We start from the raw sequence: 17346 nt of genomic DNA, 5'->3' as shown, positions 1-17346 counted from the left end.
TCTCACCGCGCAAATGGTTATTGATAATGTGAGATGCCGCGAGGAGTTTTACCCGATATGTTACCCAATGATTTGATAACGGATTTAGCGCGTTTTGAGCAGGCGTTACAGGAATTGGCCGATGTGTTACAGCTGGATTTAGGCGCATTTCATGCTGACCATATTTCTCTGCGCTGTAACCAGAATACGACGGCTGAATCCTGGAAAGTGGCGCTGCTGAAGGCTGGCCGCTTACTGTCTGAAAACCCGATCAATGGTCGCCCAATCTGCTTGTTTATACTGGATAATGCTATCTCTGTCGGCCCTTGGAAAATGACGTGTATCGAGCTACCGTGGCCGGGGAAAAAACATTATCCGCATGAAGGGTGGGAGCATGTGGAGCTGGTGCTGCCAGGGGAGGCAGAAACGCTGCATCAGCGTGCGCTGGCCTGCTTGTCTGATGAGGCACTGCGTACGCCAGGCATCAAGCTGAAATTCAGTTCTCCGCAAGGCGAAAAAGAACGAATACCTAATCCGACGCTCGCGGTAACCAACGGGAAAGTGACAATAAAATTCCATCCATTTGATATACGCGAGGTTGTCGCGAGCGAAATGTCGACGCTATAGCGATAGCGTATGGCTCGTACGTAGCGTAATCATAAAGATAACATTGGCGGAAAGGTAAAATGGCATGTCACGTTATTCATGCCATTTTCTTCTACTTTATACCCTAAATAATTCGAGTTTCAGGACAAAACGAGTTCGTTTTGAATAACGCGGCGAGAGAGGGTCAAATTCGTCGGGAACGAATTTGACCAGCCAACGGCTGGCCTTCGGTGAGAGACAGGACGTCTCTCATTTCATCCCGATGAGCTTACTTAGGTAAGTGATTCGGGTGAGTGAACGTAGCCAACGCACCTGCAATTTGAAGTATGACGGGTATAGAACAGATTAATAAAATTGTGGTTTATGTCATGTTTATTTAGGCAATGTATCACGTTCATTGTGACCCCTGTCTCCTCACGATATGAATGTGAATGCCATAGTTATTACTTTAATCGGCCTGATGATTCGCCGATTTTTCGCTAATTAAGAAAAGTAGTCTGGGTGTTTACATGGAGGAGCAGCGATGACGAAACTGGAAGTATGCTGTTATAGCCTTGATTGTGCCATAACAGCAGCACAGTCTGGGGCTGACAGGATTGAACTCTGTGCAGGACAGCGGGAAGGCGGATTAACACCATCCTATGGTGCGCTGCGTGGTGCTCGTGAAAAAGTTGCGATTCCTGTTCACCCGATTGTGCGCCCGAGAGGCGGCGATTTTTGCTACAGCGCGACGGAACTGGCTGTCATCAAATACGACATTGAGCAGATTCGCGAGATGGGGTTTCCCGGCGTCGTTGTCGGCGTGTTGAATGAGGAAGGGCACATTGATTTGCCCAAAATGCGCGAAATCATGGCGGTGGCGCAGGGAATGGCGGTCACTTTTCATCGCGCGTTCGATATGTGCCTGAACCCTTATATTGCGCTGGAACAGCTCACCGAGCTTGGCGTATCGCGCATATTGACCTCCGGGCAGCAGCAGACGGCGGAGAATGGGCTGCGGTTATTGCGTGAACTAACACAGGCCAGTCGTGGTCCAATTATTATGGCGGGTTCCGGCGTGCGGTTAACTAACCTGCACAAATTCCAGCAGGCCGGTATTCGGGAACTGCACAGTTCTGCCGGTCAGTGGACACCATCCCCTATGCGCTACCGAAAAATCGGCGTGTCGATGTGTTCTGATACGGAATTAGACGAATTTAGCCAGTATTGCGTGGATGGCGATGTGGTAGCAGCAATGAAACGAGCGGTCAGCCCGGATCGTGAAATACAGTACGTATCATAACGTAAGGAATTTCACGGTGTAGCGATATAGTGACTGATTTAAACAGTATTGCCATCAACACGACATCGTCATTCTTCAATTTTGCCGCGCAGCATACCCTTCGGTTTGCATGGCAAGTACCAGGCCCCAGCGTGTTGCTGGGGCTTTTTTTGTCGAGCGCAGTAATTTAGGACTGGTAGATTCCGGGCTTACGGGCAACCAGTACGGCGCGTACCGGCGCGGGGTAACCTTCCACTGTTTTCGTTGGATCCTCAGGATCGAGGAATTCAGCCAGCGATTCCGTGATCATCCAGTCTGTCCGACGCTGTTCCTGCGTTGTCGTGGTGCAGACATCGACGACGCGGACATCAACAAATCCGCATTTCTCAAGCCATGTGGTCAAGGCCGCAGCGGAAGGAATGAAATACACATTGCGCATTTGCGCGTAGCGTTCTCCTGGTACCAGCACCTGGTTTTCATCGCCTTCAATGACCAGCGTTTCCAGCACCAGTTCACCCCCCGCCACCAACTGATTCTTCAATTGCCACAGGTGATCGAGCGGGGAACGGCGGTGATACAGCACGCCCATCGAAAACACCGTGTCAAACGCGGCAAGTTCGGGAAGTTGTTCAATGCCGAGCGGCAAAACGTGCGCCCGCTGATCGTCACCGAGCAGTTTACGTACCGCTTCAAACTGACATAAAAACAGCTGCATAGGATCAATGCCGACCGCCATCGTGGCGCCTTCACCGACCATCCGCCACAGGTGATAGCCGCTGCCACAGCCCACATCGAGAATCAGACGGTTCTTCAACGGGCTGATGTGTGGTAGAACACGCTGCCATTTCCAGTCAGAACGCCACTCCGTGTTGATATCCACACCGTAGAGCGAAAAGGGACCTTTACGCCAGGGCATCAGGTTACGCAGCAGCTTTTCAATGCCTTCACGCTGACCCACGGAAATATCGGGTTCCATACGTGCTGTGACGCTGTCGTTCAAATCCAGAGAGGTTGGCGTCAGCGAGGGAAGATGCTCCAGCGAGTTAAACCAGAGTTTGAACTTACCGTGCAAGGATTCCTGTTGCCAACTGCTGAGCTGTGAAGGCAGCGTGTTAAGCCAGTGGCTGAGCGGGCCTTTTGCGATTTGCTGATAAAAATTGCCGAAATCGATCACGCCTTTTCCTCTGCTTTCACGGCTAATAACGAACCAAAATTAAAACATTGAAACCAAACTTCGCTGTGCTCAAAACCGGCGCTTGCCAGCCGAGCCTTATGGGCTTCTACCGAATCGGTCAGCATGACGTTTTCCAACATACTGCGTTTCTGACTGATTTCTAACTCGCTGTAGCCATTTGCTCGTTTGAAGTCGAGGTGCATGTTGAACAGTAATTCGCCGACGTCTTTGTCCGTAAAATTGAATTTTTCAGAGAGGACGAGCACGCCGCCGGGATTTAATCCCTGATAAATACGTTCGATGAGCACCTGTCGCTGGGAGGGTTCCAAAAACTGAAGCGTAAAGTTCAGCACCACCATCGACGCATTTTCGATATCAATGTTGAGGATATCGGCTTCTAGAATCTCGACGGGCGTATCGGAACGAAAAGCGTCAATATGGCTGCGGCAGCGCTTTACCATGGCCGGAGAATTGTCTACCGCGATAATTTTGCAACCTGGAACATGGATATTGCGTCGCATGGACAGCGTAGCTGCACCCAGCGAGCATCCTAGATCGTAGACGTGGCTATCCGGGCGGACGAACCGTTCTGCCAACATGCCAATCATCGAGATGATGTTGGAATAGCCGGGTACAGAACGTTGGATCATATCGGGAAAGACGTCAGCAACGCGTTCGTCGAATGTCCAGTCGCCTAAATTAGCAATTGGCACAGAAAAAAGCATATCGCGGTTTGGCATGGCAGAAAGTGCACTGAGAGTGATAGTAATTAAAGAGGGCATATTCTAGCAGAATACACCGCGGCCTTCACCTTTCACATTGTGTAGACGCATGGTGTGGACGCGGTTTTTGATTCCCGGACACATACTGTCTGTGCGACCGGGAGAGGCAGCTGTCGTTCTTGTTTACGCTATCAATACAGCGTGAAAACCAGATCCCAAGGGAGGTAATAGAGGTTTGCTGCAATCATCAGGATGAGCGAGGCATAGGTTGCCGCCATACCTGAGCGCCGCCAGCGAAATTCACGGTGCCGCAGGCCGTAGTAGTGAACTAAACGTCCGGTAATCAATAAAATACCGCAAAAATGGATCATGATGATAAGGGCGCCGTTCATTTCCATCAGCACCAGCAAAATCGCCGCAATCGGGATGTATTCCACCGCATTGCCATGCACCCGGATTGCCGTTTGCAATTCATAAAATCCGCCGTCGCCGTACGCAACGCGATACTGCATTCTGAGTTTCACAACATCAATCGACAGCTTTATCAACAAGATTGCGCCAAGCACGATATAAAGCGCACTTACCATGTTTTACTCCGTAACCTAACCGAAAACGGCTTGCAGAATAATAGCTTTACCTAACGCAACTGTCGCCTGTAAAGGTCGATTTTTTTAGCGGAAATACGTTGCGTTGCCAAATGGTTTATAACCAAACGGGCTAACCCGCCAGGCTGGTGATCAAAATAGTGTCGCCTGCTGTGGCCAATCCGGCTGGGGCGGTAAAGTCGGGTCGATCTCGGCAAGTAGCGGCCAAAGCTGCTGCGCCAGCGGCGGGGCATCACCAATATCCGGCGTGTGAATAAAGAAGAAGGGATTGGCCTCGCGCCACTGCGGCAGCTTGTTACGCCATGATTCGAACCAGCGAAGATTTTCTTCCTGCGTTTCACTACCGATAAAGCGGATCAGCGGCTGTGTGGCGGTGAGCACGGCGTGTACCGGCACGCGAGGTTTCTTACGCTGGGCTTCACGCATCGCGGCACTGTCTGGCGCGGCGTGATGAACCGGTCGACTGTCGAGGATTACACGGTTAATGCCGCGCTGCTGTAGCCCCTGATTCAGTGCACGCTCTTCATCGCCTTTGGCAAAAAACAGCGGGTGGCGCACTTCCACGCCGTAGCCAAACCCCTGCGGTAAGGCATCAAGAAAACGCCACAGAACAGGTAGCTGCGCGGGGCCGAAGGCGGCAGGGAGCTGTAGCCAGAGCTGCCCGATACGGTGTTCAATCGGTTCAAGACATTGATAAAAAAGGCCGACATCGCTGTCACAGCTCTGCAAGGCGGCTTTATGGCTGATCGTTGAAGGAAATTTGAAGCAAAAGCGGAAATCGTCATGCGTCATATCACGCCAGCGCTCGACGACTTCGCGTGAAGGCAGTGCATAAAAGGTTGTATTACCTTCAACGCAGGTAAAGTAGCGGCTGTAGTCGGCAAGATCGTTTAACCCCAGCCGACTCCAGGCGGGGTGTTGCCATTGCGGTAATCCGATGTACATCATCGCACCATCATGTCATTGAATCTCAAGCAGGATGGCGGTGATTATCGCGCAATTGTCAGCGCCGTGCGAGTGAACCGGCAGACATCGTTTATAAAATCTCATCTGCCCACTGCGTTGCTTCCCTTATCATGGTAAAGAAGTCTTCTTCATTGAGACCTAATTGCGTTAAAAGTGGTTCAAGCTCTTCCCATTCTTGCTGTTCATATTTAGAAATTAGCGTCAGATAAGGTGCGAGCTCGCCAGTATGATCCAATAAACTCTGGTTAATTTTTTCGGATAGCGCGATTTGTGAGAGTAGCAGGGGCATCGGCGAGTCTAATACGGCATCAAGCAGCGACAATAACCCGCACAAAAATGCCTCGGTGGTATCCTCCTTTACATTAAAAGAGGCATACAATAATTCAAAGAATCTGGCGCGAATTAAACTGGTGCGATAAAGCTCGCTGGGCTTATTTTCATTACTGCTGGTTATGCTGATTAACGAGACAAAACGTTTGAGCTCCCGTTGCCCAAGCAGCATGGCCATAGAGCGGAACGACATTGAGGTTGCGGTGATGCCAAAACGGGTGTTGTATTTGATATTGGTGATGTGGCGCATCAATTTATAATAAAGCGACAGATCGGCGCACACTAATTCCTCGATCGTGGCATAGTTGATTTCGGGCTTATTGACTTCTCTCAGTAATCTGATGGTATTAGTGGAGTTATTGACCAGCTTCTTCGATTTAATCATTTCAGGACGGCTGAAAAAATACCCCTGAAAAAGTGAGATCCCCAGCTTTTTGCTTTGCAGGTATTGCTCATGTGTTTCTACTTTTTCGGCCAGATAAGTTAATTTACGTTGTGAAGTTCTGTTGATGAAGTTTTCAATATCATCAAACGTCGACAGGGTTAAATCGAACTTGATGATATCAATGTAAGGTAAAAAACGATCCCACTCTGAATCCATCGAGAAATCATCCAGTGCAATCCTGAAGCCTTTCCTTTTTAGCTTTTTTACGGCGGCCAAGAGATCGTTGTTGGGGGGCGAATTTTCAAGAATCTCGATAACAACTTTTTCTTGTGGCAAGACCTCGGCCTGACCACTGATTAGCAACTGATGGGGGAAGTTAATGTAGTAAGGTTGTTCTTCAACCACGGATTTTGTTAACGGGTTGGTTAAGAACTGATCGGAAATAAGCTGTGCGGTCGCAAATTCAGGGCTGACATCAGGAAATTTATTGGTGATGTCCATGCGAAAAAGGAGCTCGTAGGCAACCGTTTGAAGATGGTTATTTAAAATGGGTTGACGGGCAACAAATGAATACATAGCTGTTCTCCATGTAAATCATACGCATTTGCCAGTAGTGGAAAGCGCTTTTTATTAAAATTTTTATAAAAATCAGCAAGTACTTGGTAATTTTAGCAGGTTTTATTAAAAAGGAAGGTCGGTTTCCCTAAATCCTCACGCGAGACGTATTGATGAGTTCTGCGTCTTTGGGTTGATGATTTAGGCTTCCTCTGGCGTTCAGTTTTGCAACAACTCTATGCCGATTAGTGAACATCCCGTTAACCGGAAAGGAAATTTCGTAAAAAGAGTAGGCGGCAGCGTCGCAGAGCGTTACCTTCATGCTTATCGTTCGGGCGAATATCCTTTATAATAGTCGCCTTTTTTCACCGGACAGTAATCCAGAAAAACCATGCCGTGCAGCGAAAATGCCACTGTTTTTGCGCTGTGATCTACCGTGAAAAGTAGTCCATCGTGAAAACGTGTGAGCTGGCGGATGAGTAAAAGGACATCGTGATGCGTACTAATTATTGCGGGCAGTTGAATTCGTCCCATGTGGGCCAGGAAGTGACATTGTGCGGTTGGGTTAACCGCCGCCGCGATCTGGGTGGTTTGATTTTTATTGATATGCGTGACCGCGAAGGGCTGGTTCAGGTGTTTTTTGACCCGGATCGTCAGGACGCATTTAAACTGGCATCCGAGTTGCGTAACGAGTTCTGCATCCAACTTACCGGTGTAGTACGCGCCCGTCCAGAAAGCCAAATCAACAAAGATATGGCGACGGGTGAAGTCGAAATTTTTGCCAGCGCACTGACTATTGTTAACCGCTCAGAAGCGTTGCCGTTGGATTCCAACCAAACCAATACCGAAGAAGCACGTCTCAAATACCGCTATCTGGATTTGCGCCGTCCTGAAATGGCACAGCGCCTGAAAACGCGCGCACGTATCACCAGTTTTGTTCGCCGCTTTATGGACGATCACGGCTTCCTGGATATTGAAACGCCGATGTTGACGAAGGCGACGCCGGAAGGCGCGCGCGATTATCTGGTGCCAAGCCGCGTACATAAAGGCAAATTTTATGCGCTGCCGCAGTCTCCACAGCTGTTCAAACAGCTGCTGATGATGTCCGGTTTTGATCGTTACTATCAGATCGTTAAATGCTTCCGCGACGAAGACTTGCGTGCTGACAGACAGCCAGAATTCACCCAGATCGATGTGGAAACCTCTTTCATGACCGCGCCGCAGGTGCGTGAAGTGATGGAGAAACTGGTGCGTGAACTGTGGCTGGACGTGAAAGGCGTCGATCTGGGTGATTTCCCGATCATGACATTCGCAGAAGCGATGCGCCGTTTTGGTTCCGACAAGCCGGACCTGCGTAACCCGCTGGAACTGGTTGACGTTGCCGATCTGGTTAAAGACATCGACTTTAAAGTGTTCTCCGGTCCGGCAAATGATGCCAAAGGCCGTGTTGCCGCGATCCGCGTTCCAGGCGGCGCGCAGCTGAGCCGTAAACAGATTGATGAATACGGCAAGTTTATTGAAATTTATGGCGCGAAAGGTTTGGCTTATATCAAGGTCAACGAGCGCGCTAAAGGGCTGGAAGGCGTTCAAAGCCCGGTAGCGAAATTCCTGAGTGATGACATGCTGTCTGCGCTGTTGGATCGTACTGCGGCACAAGATGGCGACATCTTATTCTTTGGCGCAGACAGCGCGAAAGTGGTGACCGATGCGCTGGGCGCGCTGCGTCTCAAGCTGGGCCGCGATCTGAGCCTGACGAAAGACAATAGCTGGGAACCGCTGTGGGTTGTCGATTTCCCGATGTTTGAGGAAGATGGCGAAGGCGGGCTGGCTGCGATGCACCATCCGTTTACCGCACCGCGTGACATGCTGCCTTCTGAACTGGCCGCCAACCCGGTTTCGGCGATCGCCAACGCGTATGACATGGTGATTAACGGTTATGAAGTGGGCGGCGGTTCCGTGCGTATTCACAACGGTGAAATGCAGCAAACCGTGTTCAGCATTCTGGGTATTACCGAACAAGAACAGCGTGAGAAATTTGGTTTCCTGCTGGACGCGCTGAAATATGGTACGCCGCCACATGCAGGTCTGGCGTTTGGCCTTGACCGTCTCGTTATGCTGCTGACGGGCACCGATAACATTCGTGATGTCATCGCCTTCCCGAAAACGACGGCGGCAGCGTGCCTGATGACGGAAGCGCCAAGTTTCGCCAACCCGGCTTCGCTGGAAGAGCTTGCCATTGCGGTTGTCGTAAAAGGGAAAGCGGCTCAGGATGGAAAATCCGAGAACGAATAAGATGGTATATAAGCGACCCGTTTCGGTTCTGGTGGTGATCTATGCCCGCGACACCGGGCGGGTGCTGATGTTGCAGCGGCGTGACGATCCTGAATTCTGGCAGTCGGTGACCGGCAGCATAGAAGAAGGGGAAAGTGCGCCGTATGCCGCACAGCGTGAAGTCAAAGAAGAAGTTAACATTGATATATCCGCGGAAGCGTTATCACTCTTTGACTGTCAGCGCTGTATTGAGTTTGAGCTATTTGCTCATTTGAGACGTCGCTATGCGCCGGGGGTGACGCACAATACCGAACACTGGTTTTGTCTGGCGTTACCTGCTGAGCGCGAGGTGCAATTATCCGAGCATCTTGCCTACCAGTGGTTGGATGTGCCCCACGCGGCACAGTTGACCAAGTCCTGGAGCAACCGGCAGGCGATTGAGGAATTTGTTATTTATCCGGCCTGAACAGGCTTTTTTCGGAGATTTTTATGGCAGGTCATAGTAAGTGGGCTAACACAAAGCATCGTAAAGCAGCACAGGACGCCAAACGCGGTAAAATCTTTACCAAGATTATCCGCGAACTGGTTACCGCAGCCCGTCTGGGCGGTGGCGATCCGGGTTCTAACCCACGTCTGCGCGCAGCGATCGATAAAGCACTGTCCAACAACATGACGCGCGATACCCTGAACCGCGCGATTGCCCGTGGCGTCGGCGGTGACGAAGATGCCAACATGGAAACCATCATTTACGAAGGTTACGGCCCTGGCGGCACCGCTGTCATGGTGGAGTGCCTGAGTGATAACCGTAACCGTACCGTTTCCGAAGTACGCCATGCGTTTACGAAAACCGGTGGTAATCTGGGGACTGATGGTTCCGTTTCCTACCTTTTCACCAAGAAAGGCGTTATTTCTTACGCGCCAGGTCTGGATGAAGATGCGGTGATGGACGCGGCGCTGGAAGCGGGTGCAGACGATGTCGTGACGTATGACGACGGTGCGATTGACGTCTTCACTCCGTGGGAAACGTTCGGTAACGTGAAAGATGCGCTGGATGCGGCGGGTCTGAAAGCGGAGTCTGCAGAAGTATCGATGATTCCGTCCACCAAAGCGGATATGGATGCGGAAACAGCGCCGAAACTGATGCGTCTAATCGACATGCTGGAAGATTGCGACGATGTGCAGGAGGTTTACCATAACGGTGAGATCTCCGATGAGGTGGCTGAACTGCTGTAATGGCAGATCGGTAATGCAGAGTAGAAACGGCTACCTACACGGGCGAATCGGCGGAGCGGCACGATGACAATCGTAGCACTATGACAATAATAGTAGGCATCGACCCCGGTTCGCGCGTGACGGGTTATGGCATTATCCGTCAGCAGGGGCGTCATCTGACGTATCTCGGCAGCGGCTGTATCCGCACCGTGGTGGATGATATGCCCACGCGACTGAAGCTGATTTACGCTGGCGTCAGTGAAATCATTACGCAATTTCGTCCAGACTGTATGGCGATTGAGCAGGTTTTCATGGCGAAAAACCCGGATTCAGCCTTGAAGCTGGGGCAGGCACGCGGTGTGGCTATCGTTGCAGGGGTGAATCAGGATCTGCCCGTGTTTGAATATGCTGCGCGTTTGGTTAAACAAACCGTGGTGGGAACGGGCGCGGCGGATAAAAAGCAGGTGCAACATATGGTGCGCTCGCTGCTGAAACTGTCGGCTAGTCCGCAGGCGGATGCCGCCGACGCGTTGGCGATTGCCATTACCCACTGTCATTTTAGCCAAAGCCTGCTGCGTACATCGGCGGCGAAAGTGAACCCGCTGGCAGGACGACTGCGCTGAAACAGGAGGCTGGATATTCATCCAGCCTTTTTTATGTTATATACTCGTCATACTTCAAGCCATTCATTCCCTAAGTAAAAGGAAGCGCAACGTGATAGGTCGTCTCAGAGGCATTATCCTGGAAAAACAGCCGCCGCAGGTGCTGATCGAAGCTAACGGCGTGGGTTACGAAGTCCATATGCCGATGACGTGCTTTTACGAACTCCCTGAGCTCAATCAGGAAGCGATTATCTTTACCCATTTCGTGGTCCGTGAAGATGCGCAACTGCTGTTCGGTTTTAATGATAAGCAGGAGAGAGCGCTGTTCCGCGAGCTGATCAAAGTGAATGGCGTTGGGCCGAAGCTGGCGCTGGCGATTCTCTCAGGAATGTCCGCGACGCAGTTTGTCAGCGCGGTTGAACGCGAAGAAATCGGTGCGTTGATTAAACTTCCGGGCGTGGGTAAGAAAACGGCGGAAAGGTTAGTCGTTGAAATGAAAGATCGCTTCAAAGGCCTGAGCGGCGATCTGTTTAATCCGGTCAGCGATATTCCGCTGGCATCACCCGCTGCCGCAGACAGCCGCGTTAGCGATCCTGAAGCGGAAGCCGCAGCAGCACTGGTTGCGTTGGGCTATAAACCGCAGGAAGCTAGCCGCATGATTTCCAAGATTGCGCGTCCCGACGCTGACTGTGAAACCCTAATCAGGGATGCACTGCGCGCGGCGCTGTGAGGTATTCATGATAGAAGCCGATCGTTTAATTTCCGCTGACGCCGTTCCCGAAGAAGAATTTATCGACCGTGCGATCCGCCCTAAATTGCTTAACGAGTATGTGGGGCAACCGCAGGTACGTGAACAGATGGAAATTTTTATTCAGGCGGCCCGTAAACGCGGAGATGCACTGGATCATCTACTCATTTTTGGTCCTCCCGGTCTGGGGAAAACGACGCTGGCGAATATTGTCGCCAATGAGATGGGCGTGAATATGCGCACGACGTCGGGTCCGGTGCTGGAAAAAGCGGGCGATCTCGCCGCGCTGCTGACTAATCTCGAACCGCATGATGTACTGTTCATCGATGAAATCCACCGCCTGTCACCCGTTGTGGAAGAAGTGCTGTATCCGGCGATGGAAGACTATCAGTTGGATATCATGATCGGCGAAGGGCCGGCCGCCCGTTCGATCAAACTCGATTTGCCGCCTTTCACGCTGGTTGGTGCAACGACGCGTGCGGGCTCGTTAACCTCGCCGCTGCGCGATCGTTTCGGCATTGTGCAGCGCCTGGAGTTTTATAAAGTTGAGGATTTGCAGTATATCGTCAGCCGCAGCGCCCAGTGTTTAGGGCTGGATCTGACATCCGAGGGCGCGCTCGAAGTGGCGCGGCGTGCGCGGGGGACGCCGCGTATTGCCAACCGACTCTTGAGACGGGTGCGCGATTTCTCCGAAGTTAAATCGGAAGGGGCGATTACTGGTGACGTGGCGACGCAGGCGCTGGATATGCTGGCGGTGGATACCGAAGGGTTTGACTACATGGACCGTAAGCTGCTGTTGGCGATCATCGATAAATTCATGGGTGGCCCCGTTGGTCTAGACAATTTAGCGGCCGCGATTGGCGAAGAGCGCGAAACTATTGAAGACGTGCTGGAGCCGTTTCTGATTCAGCAAGGGTTCATTCAGCGTACGCCGCGCGGTCGGATGGCGACGCAGCACGCCTATCGGCATTTTGGCTTAACGCGCGAAGATTTGGGTTAACAAGTGACGCCGCGTAGCGCCTAATTGCTGTTTTGCCAGATTCAGGGAGACCACAGGGTCTCCCTGAATGTATGTGATTAGAACCAGGCTTCCCACATTGCCCCAACGTTGAACGAGTCGAGCTTCGTGTTGACGCCGGTCGTTGTCCGCGCGGTATGTTTGTTATCCACCTCCCCGCCAGTGACATAGAAGCGCAGCATCGGTCTGAACTCCGGTCCCATCGCGATCGAGACATTCTGGGAAAGCGTCAGTTTCCACCCTTTGTTATCACCACCCTGACCGTAATCTACATGCTGATAGCCTGCTTCAAGCCAGGTGGAATGCACATCATTCCAGAAATACATGGGGCGAACGATGGCATTATAGTTGCGACGATCGTCCTGACTTACGGAGTCGTTCGAGTAGTCATGGTAGGCCAGCAGGTATTCGACCTGCGTTTGCGGGGTAAATTTGTATTTACCTTCGAAGCTGGCGTAGAAGGTTTTCAGGTTGTTCGTTTTGTTGTAAACGCTGTTATCCGCATTATCCGAATAGCGGGTGATAAACTGATTGAGGCTATTTTTTCCTGTATGGCTCAAGACCGCACCGCCTTGCCAGGCTTTCAGGCGCGCATTGTTATCCACTGCTTTTGAATCAAAACCGTAGTTCGCGTATAGCGCAAGATCCAATGGCCCCAGCTTCATGCCGTGTATTTTGGAGGTCAGTGCGTAATTACCTTTATCGCCCGTGCCGGAGCCTCCGGTACAGCTGATGCGTGAGGGGTTCGCATTATTTGCTATCACTTGGGGATTACAGGATTCGACGGCCGCGACGGCAGCGACATCGAATTGAATGCCACCAAGTTCAAAATTCTTTATTCCCGCGCCCTGACCGTCATGGTTCATCCAGAAGTAGTCGTTAATCCCCTGCTGTGGACGCTGGTGGAAATCGCGTCCGGCCCAGAGATAGGCATTGGGCTGAGAGGCAAAAAGGTTGGTGACGCCCGCATAGGCTTTTTTCAGGTTAACTTCGTCGCCCCAGTGGTCGATCATCACGACGACATCCCAGATTGCACCGTTGTCACTCTTGAAGGCCTTGGAAAGCTGGAATTCACCGCCATTGCCTTCATTGCCCAGACGACCCAGCGCGGAGGCACCGTTATAGGAACCGTCAACTGCAACATATTTCTGGTCACCGCTCTGGAATTGCGCGCCGTAACGCGCATAGCCGGTAAAGTTGATGCCATAGGGTATCGCCATGTCAGGCGTCTTGGGGGCATCCGGCGTGGTCAGCGGGTCGGCCTGTTTACTGGCGATGGCGTCTAATTTGGCCTGACGCTCCGCCAGTGCTTTTTCTACTGCCTGAGCAACAATGCGATCTAATTGATCCTGAGTAATCGTTTCTTGTGCGAGCGCGGAACCGGAGCAAAGGGCAGCCAGCACCGCCAGTGTAACGGGGAGTTTTTTAGCGTTTTTCATAGTCATCTCAATTCGGTAAGTTATTTTCAGGCAATAACCATCCCGCTCTGATTAGCGTGAATAATGGCACGACGCTCAGAACAAGGTGATTGTTATTTTTTTTAACGGGTACAGCGTAATTAAATAACTGACGTAATCGACCCTCCCTATAGGGTATTAAAATGAACTATTGCCGCTGGTATAGATGAATAATCTCTTCTGATAATTCGCGGGCGAGCAGGGATGTCATTAAATGGTCTTGAGCATGAACCATAATCAATGTCATCGGCTGTCTGGCTTCTCCTGCATCCTGTTCGATCAGTTGGGTCTGCATCTGGTGGGCCTTGCGCGCGTAGCCATCGGCTTCCTTTAACAGATTCTTGGCTTCATCAATGTTGCCTTTACGCGCAGCGTGTAGTGCCTCAAAACACAGGCTGCGTGACTGTCCAGCATTGACGATAATTTCCATTACTGCATCTTCTAATGTAATCATCATATGACCTATTTTTATGCGAACGAATATTCGCAGCACGTATTTTCTATGCTGCGTTCTTAAATAGCATTCAGGTCGGTGAATATGAATAATAAAAATATCTCGACGCTGAATGCGTTATTTCCCTTTTTATTTAATGTCTTTGGCGAGTTCTTTATTTATGCCATTAATTACTGCTCACCGTTTTTGTCAGCGATAAATCACCCTGTATTTTTCGCTCCTCGGTTTTCATTAACGTCCGTTCGTAGGCTCGCAGGAACGGCAAATACATCAGGGCGGAAAATACCATGCACAGCAGGCACATAATTAGCGGGCTGAAACTCCAGTTTGCGGCCCACGATGCGCCAATGGGAGCCGGTGTTGTCCAGGGCGTGAGCGATACCACCTGCGCCAGCCACCCCATTCTGGTTGCGGTGTAAGCCAGTACGGCATTCACCATCGGGACGAAAACAAAGGGGAGGAATAGCATCGGGTTCATGATGATGGGCGCGCCAAACATGATCGGTTCGTTAATGTTAAAGAAGCTCGGTACGACGCCCATTCTGCCGATGGTCCGCAAGTGCGTGACCTTGCTGCGTAACAGCAGGAATGCCAGCGGCAGCGTCGAGCCGACGCCGCCAATCAACAGATAGTGATCCCAAAAGCCCTGTAAATAGATGTGTGGCAAGACTTCGCCAGCCGCCAGCGCGGCCTGATTCACGGCCAGATTGGTCATCCAGAATGGGTTCATGATGCCTGTGACAATCAGCGAACCGTGGATTCCTGAGAACCAGAAAAGCTGGCACAGCAGCACGGACAGAAGAATGGCTGGCAGCGAGTCTGAGGCGGACACCAACGGGGCCAGCAAGTGCATAATCGCTTCGGGAATGATCATGCCCGTTTGTGCTTCAACGAAAAGATTGAGTGGGTGCAGCGTCGCGACAATCACCAACACAGGAATGAGGATTTCAAACGAGCGGGCGACTCCCGTCGGCACTTCTTTTGGCAAGCGAATGGTAATGTTGTGCTGTTTCAGCGCCGCGTAAACACGGGTGGCGTAGATGGAGGTCAGTAAGGCAGTGAAGATCCCTTGCCCTGACAGGTACTCGGTAGAAATTTTGTTATCGGCGTAAGGGGCGGCGACGAGCAGGAAAGCCATAAACGCCAGCAGACCGGACATGACGGAATCGAGATTAAGCTGCCGTCCCAGACTGGCACCCACACCTACGGAGATGAAAAATGTCATTAGCCCCATACTCAGTTCGAAAGGCAGCATCAGCTGTGCGCGATAGGTGATAGAAAAATCGAGCCAGGTGCGAGCGAATCCGACAGTGGTATCGGCGGAAAAGGGAGGAAAAATAAACACCAGCATAAATGAGCCGATGATCATAAAGGGGAGGGCAGCGGTAAAGCCATCGCGGATAGCGATCACATACTTTTGTTGTCCTAAACGCCCGGCCAGCGGGGTAATCGATTGTTCGATAGCGGCAATCGTTGATTGATATAAGGAACTCATGTGAACACCTTTCTCGTGTGTCGCTGTAGCAGCGACAGATCGTCACCAAGTATGTTATCGCCACGTTTTACGCCGTAACCCGTTGTATTAACAGGTCGGATGAAAATATCGTGTGTGGCAGCCTTTTGTTAAAGTGAGCCTATATCCGTTATGTTTCTTCTGTGGCGGACCGCATTTTCCGCTAAGCAGAATGTAAAAAGTTATTGCTAGTATGATTGGATATCATATGGAAACCGTTTTCCATGCAAAGAAAAGAGAAGTGTGATGGCGGTCAATGTGTGATGTTTTCTGGCGATATTAATTAGATTTACATCACATCTTATTGGCAAAAATACTTATTGGATGTTAAACGGATAATCGGTTTCCATGCTGGATAGAAACGGTTATACTGCAAAGCAATACAATGCGCTGTTGGTGTTCAGGATTTTGGGTCGGATTTAGCGTTTTCCAGGGGCAAATGATGTCTACAATCAACGATGTATCGCGTTTAGCTGGGGTGTCCAAAGCCACAGTCTCCCGGGTGTTGAGTGGTTCACGTGGCGTAAAGGAAGCCAGCCGTCTTGCGGTGCTAAAAGCGGTGGATGAGCTTAAATATCGGCCGAACGTTATCGCTCAATCGCTATTGAGTCAGTCAACCGGCTGTATTGGCGTTATTTGCGCTCAGGACAACATCAATCAGACGACCGGCTATCTTTACGCGCTGGAAAAACACTTTAGCCGGCATCAAAAGCATCTCTTACTGCGGTTTGCCAGCAGCAGGGCAGAAGTGATGAGCGTGCTTGATGAGCTTACCAGCGGCCTGTGTGATGACATCTTAATCATCGGTGCGCGTTTTCCGCTGAATTTGACTGATAAAAACATCATTCTGATTGATTGCATGGAGACGGATACCGCGAACAGCCTGCAATTCGATCACGCTTTCGCCACAGAAACGGCGTGTAATTACCTGATTCGGCAAGGAAGACGGCAAATCGCATTGATTAATCCCGCCGCCAGCAGTTCTGCAGATCAGGTGCTTTTAGGGTATAAGCGGGCACTGGAAAATAACTTTTTGCCGTTTAACCGCAATCTGATTTTTATGGATGCGTCTTCATCGTCATCGGTGGCGCTGCAAGTATTGCTCAATAACAGCACGACGCTGAATTTCAATGCGCTTCTGGTGGCAGATGAGCTGGAAGCCAAGCGTGTTATCACACAGCTTCAGGCGTTTAATAAATCCGTGCCAAAAGACATCATGGTATTCAGTCTGGCGGGATCTCTCGATATCCCTGGCATTCCGGCGATACCGGCCATTGAATATTCGATGGATGCGATAGCGGCCAGAATCGTGTCCTGGCTCAATGAGAAAACGCAAGACGTGCTGGGTTCGTATGTCTTGCGAGGGGATTTAATCATTCCCGATATGGCAAACCGGAAATAAACGCGGTTCATCCACTGCCCAAAATATAAAGCCCTTCTGGTATCGATACTCAGAAGGGCTTTTCTTTTTAATTGTGCGTCTGGCTA

The 17346-nt window shown here is 50.9% G+C and carries 17 protein-coding genes; 9 read left to right on the top strand and 8 right to left on the bottom strand.

Going from position 1 to position 17346, the window contains the following annotated elements:
• Positions 1–57 precede the first annotated feature (57 nt).
• Together WCT94_RS09755 and cutC are read left to right on the top strand one after the other, a co-directional pair.
• On the top strand, positions 58–606 hold the full coding sequence (locus tag WCT94_RS09755; protein ID WP_336869359.1) for a VOC family protein: 549 nt from the start codon (positions 58–60) through the stop codon (positions 604–606).
• Positions 607–1108: 502 nt separating this feature from the next.
• Positions 1109–1867, top strand: coding sequence for a copper homeostasis protein CutC (gene cutC, locus WCT94_RS09750; RefSeq protein WP_336869358.1), 759 nt, complete (start codon positions 1109–1111; stop codon positions 1865–1867).
• Between the two features lie 166 nt (positions 1868–2033).
• On the opposite strand, the gene cmoB is transcribed toward cutC, so the two are convergent.
• From cmoB to WCT94_RS09725, 5 genes are all read right to left on the bottom strand, one after another.
• A complete protein-coding gene (gene cmoB / locus WCT94_RS09745) occupies positions 2034–3020 on the bottom strand; it encodes a tRNA 5-methoxyuridine(34)/uridine 5-oxyacetic acid(34) synthase CmoB (protein ID WP_336869356.1) in 987 nt (328 codons plus the stop codon).
• On the bottom strand, positions 3017–3760 hold the full coding sequence (cmoA, locus tag WCT94_RS09740; protein ID WP_336869354.1) for a carboxy-S-adenosyl-L-methionine synthase CmoA: 744 nt from the start codon (positions 3758–3760) through the stop codon (positions 3017–3019). The genes cmoB and cmoA overlap by 4 nt, the downstream gene beginning before the upstream one ends.
• Positions 3761–3933: 173 nt before the next feature.
• Positions 3934–4329 (bottom strand): MAPEG family protein, encoded by a 396-nt coding sequence (locus tag WCT94_RS09735; protein ID WP_014915147.1) that lies wholly within the window; start codon positions 4327–4329, stop codon positions 3934–3936.
• A gap of 150 nt (positions 4330–4479) precedes the next feature.
• Positions 4480–5292 carry a DUF72 domain-containing protein gene (locus WCT94_RS09730; RefSeq protein ID WP_336869535.1) on the bottom strand — a complete coding sequence of 271 codons (813 nt, stop codon included), beginning with the start codon at positions 5290–5292 and terminating at the stop codon, positions 4480–4482.
• Positions 5293–5383: 91 nt separating this feature from the next.
• Complete coding sequence (locus WCT94_RS09725; RefSeq protein WP_336869352.1) at positions 5384–6604, bottom strand: EAL and HDOD domain-containing protein; 1221 nt, start codon at positions 6602–6604, stop codon at positions 5384–5386.
• Between the two features lie 474 nt (positions 6605–7078).
• Between WCT94_RS09725 and aspS the strand changes: the two genes are divergently transcribed.
• The 6 genes from aspS to ruvB all read left to right on the top strand — a co-directional run bounded on the left by aspS (position 7079) and on the right by ruvB (position 12416).
• Complete coding sequence (gene aspS / locus WCT94_RS09720; protein WP_336869350.1) at positions 7079–8875, top strand: aspartate--tRNA ligase; 1797 nt, start codon at positions 7079–7081, stop codon at positions 8873–8875.
• 1 nt (position 8876) lies between these two features.
• Positions 8877–9320, top strand: coding sequence for a dihydroneopterin triphosphate diphosphatase (gene nudB, locus WCT94_RS09715; RefSeq protein WP_010275904.1), 444 nt, complete (start codon positions 8877–8879; stop codon positions 9318–9320).
• 23 nt (positions 9321–9343) lie between these two features.
• Positions 9344–10087, top strand: coding sequence for a YebC/PmpR family DNA-binding transcriptional regulator (locus WCT94_RS09710; protein ID WP_015840062.1), 744 nt, complete (start codon positions 9344–9346; stop codon positions 10085–10087).
• An 80-nt stretch (positions 10088–10167) separates the two neighbouring features.
• Complete coding sequence (gene ruvC / locus WCT94_RS09705) at positions 10168–10689, top strand: crossover junction endodeoxyribonuclease RuvC (RefSeq protein ID WP_039496035.1); 522 nt, start codon at positions 10168–10170, stop codon at positions 10687–10689.
• Positions 10690–10780: 91 nt separating this feature from the next.
• Positions 10781–11398: a Holliday junction branch migration protein RuvA gene (gene ruvA / locus WCT94_RS09700; RefSeq protein ID WP_319847531.1), complete on the top strand. Its 618-nt coding sequence runs from the start codon at positions 10781–10783 to the stop codon at positions 11396–11398.
• Positions 11399–11405: 7 nt separating this feature from the next.
• On the top strand, positions 11406–12416 hold the full coding sequence (gene ruvB, locus WCT94_RS09695; RefSeq protein ID WP_336869347.1) for a Holliday junction branch migration DNA helicase RuvB: 1011 nt from the start codon (positions 11406–11408) through the stop codon (positions 12414–12416).
• Positions 12417–12493: 77 nt separating this feature from the next.
• On the opposite strand, the gene WCT94_RS09690 is transcribed toward ruvB, so the two are convergent.
• From WCT94_RS09690 to WCT94_RS09680, 3 genes are all read right to left on the bottom strand, one after another.
• A complete protein-coding gene (locus WCT94_RS09690) occupies positions 12494–13873 on the bottom strand; it encodes a carbohydrate porin (protein WP_336869345.1) in 1380 nt (459 codons plus the stop codon).
• 166 nt (positions 13874–14039) lie between these two features.
• Positions 14040–14345, bottom strand: coding sequence for a PTS lactose/cellobiose transporter subunit IIA (locus WCT94_RS09685; RefSeq protein WP_141209932.1), 306 nt, complete (start codon positions 14343–14345; stop codon positions 14040–14042).
• A 166-nt stretch (positions 14346–14511) separates the two neighbouring features.
• Positions 14512–15840 (bottom strand): PTS sugar transporter subunit IIC, encoded by a 1329-nt coding sequence (locus WCT94_RS09680; RefSeq protein WP_336869343.1) that lies wholly within the window; start codon positions 15838–15840, stop codon positions 14512–14514.
• 460 nt (positions 15841–16300) lie between these two features.
• Between WCT94_RS09680 and WCT94_RS09675 the strand changes: the two genes are divergently transcribed.
• Positions 16301–17260 carry a LacI family DNA-binding transcriptional regulator gene (locus tag WCT94_RS09675; protein WP_336869342.1) on the top strand — a complete coding sequence of 320 codons (960 nt, stop codon included), beginning with the start codon at positions 16301–16303 and terminating at the stop codon, positions 17258–17260.
• Positions 17261–17346: the final 86 nt, after the last annotated feature.

The sequence above is a fragment of the Pectobacterium sp. 1950-15 genome, assembly GCF_037136835.1.
Lineage (GTDB): Bacteria > Pseudomonadota > Gammaproteobacteria > Enterobacterales > Enterobacteriaceae > Pectobacterium.
The sequence above is the reverse complement of the archived record's forward strand: the minus strand, read 5'-3'. Positions and strand labels throughout refer to the sequence as shown.